Raw genomic sequence first — 1418 nt, forward strand, 5'->3', positions numbered from 1 at the left:
GGTCGCGTCCGCGCTGGTGGTGTAAGAGACGGCCATCGCGGGATCCGGTCTGATGTTAGGCGGCGATCGGTGCCGCGTTGGTCTGGTCGGTGTCGTGTTGGTCGGGCTGGACGGGGATGAGTCGGGCTTTGGCCAGTAGTTCCAGGCCCATGTAGCGGCGTCCTTCGGTCCATTCGTCGGTCTGTTCGGCCAGGACTGCGCCGACGAGGCGGATGATCGCGGGCCGGTTGGGGAAGATCCCGACGACGTCGGTGCGGCGGCGGATCTCTTTGTTCAGCCGTTCCTGCGGGTTGTTGGACCAGATCTGGCGCCAGATCTCGCGGGGGAAGCCGGTGAACGCGAGGAGGTCGTCGCGGGCGGCGTCGAGGTGCTCGGCCGCGGCGGGGAACTTCGCTTCGATCGTGGCCACGACCCGGTCGAACTGGGCTCGGACGGCGTCGGTGTCGGGCTGGTCGAAGATCGTGCGGACGAGGGTGGCGATCCACGGCTGCGCGGACTTCGGCACCTTGGTCAGCAGGTTGCGCAGGTAATGGGTCCTGCACCGCTGCCATGAGGCGCCGGGCAGGGCCGCCCCGATGGCCTGCACCAGGCCGGCGTGGGCGTCGGAGATGACCAGGCGGACGCCGGCCAGGCCGCGGGCGGTCAGGCTGCGTAGGAACGCCAGCCAGCCAGCGCCGTCCTCGTCGGAGGCGACATCCAGGCCCAACACTTCGCGTTGTCCGTCGGCGTTGACCCCGACCGCGATCAGAGCGTGGACGTTGACGGTCCGGCCGTGCTCACGGACCTTCATCGTCAGGGCGTCCATCCACACGAACGTGTAGTGGGCGGCGTCGAGGGGCCGGTTGCGGAACGCCTCGACCTGGGCGTCGAGGTGGGCGGCCATCTCCGAGACCTGCGACTTCGACAGCTGCCGGATCCCGAGCTGCTCGACCAGCTTCTCCACCCGCCGGGTCGACACCCCAAGTAGATAGCTCGTGGCCACGACCGACACCAGGGCCTGCTCGGCCCGCCGGCGGTGCGTCAGCAACCAGTCAGGGAAGTAGCTGCCCTGCCGCAGCTTCGGGATGGCCAGGTCGATCGTCCCGGCGCGGGTGTCCCACTCCCGAGGCCGATAGCCGTTGCGGGAGTTGACCCGCTCATCGCTGCGCTGCCCGTACCCCGCGCCGCAGATCGCATCCGCCTCGGCGGACATCAACGCCTGCGCGAACGTCTTCACCATCGCCTGCAACACGTCCGGCGACGCGCCCTCGATCTGCTCGCGCAGCAGGTCAACAGGGTTCACACTCTCAGATGCGGCCATCGCGTTCTCTCTTCCTTCTCTGACTTGGTCGTCTTGAAGGATCGACGCGATGGCCGTCTCTCATCTACGCAACACGCCCATCACGGGCAAGTCGTACACCACTCCAGTGGACGCAACC

At 68.0% G+C, this 1418-nt stretch carries 1 protein-coding gene; it reads right to left on the reverse strand.

Annotated elements, in window-relative coordinates; all coding sequences use genetic code 11:
- Nucleotides 1–55: 55 nt before the first annotated feature.
- Nucleotides 56–1300, reverse strand: coding sequence for an IS256 family transposase (locus tag D7I43_RS32430; protein ID WP_120332340.1), 1245 nt, complete (start codon nucleotides 1298–1300; stop codon nucleotides 56–58).
- Nucleotides 1301–1418 lie beyond the last annotated feature (118 nt).

Source organism: Micromonospora globbae (genome assembly GCF_003610785.1).
In the GTDB taxonomy this organism is placed as follows: domain Bacteria; phylum Actinomycetota; class Actinomycetes; order Mycobacteriales; family Micromonosporaceae; genus Micromonospora; species Micromonospora globbae.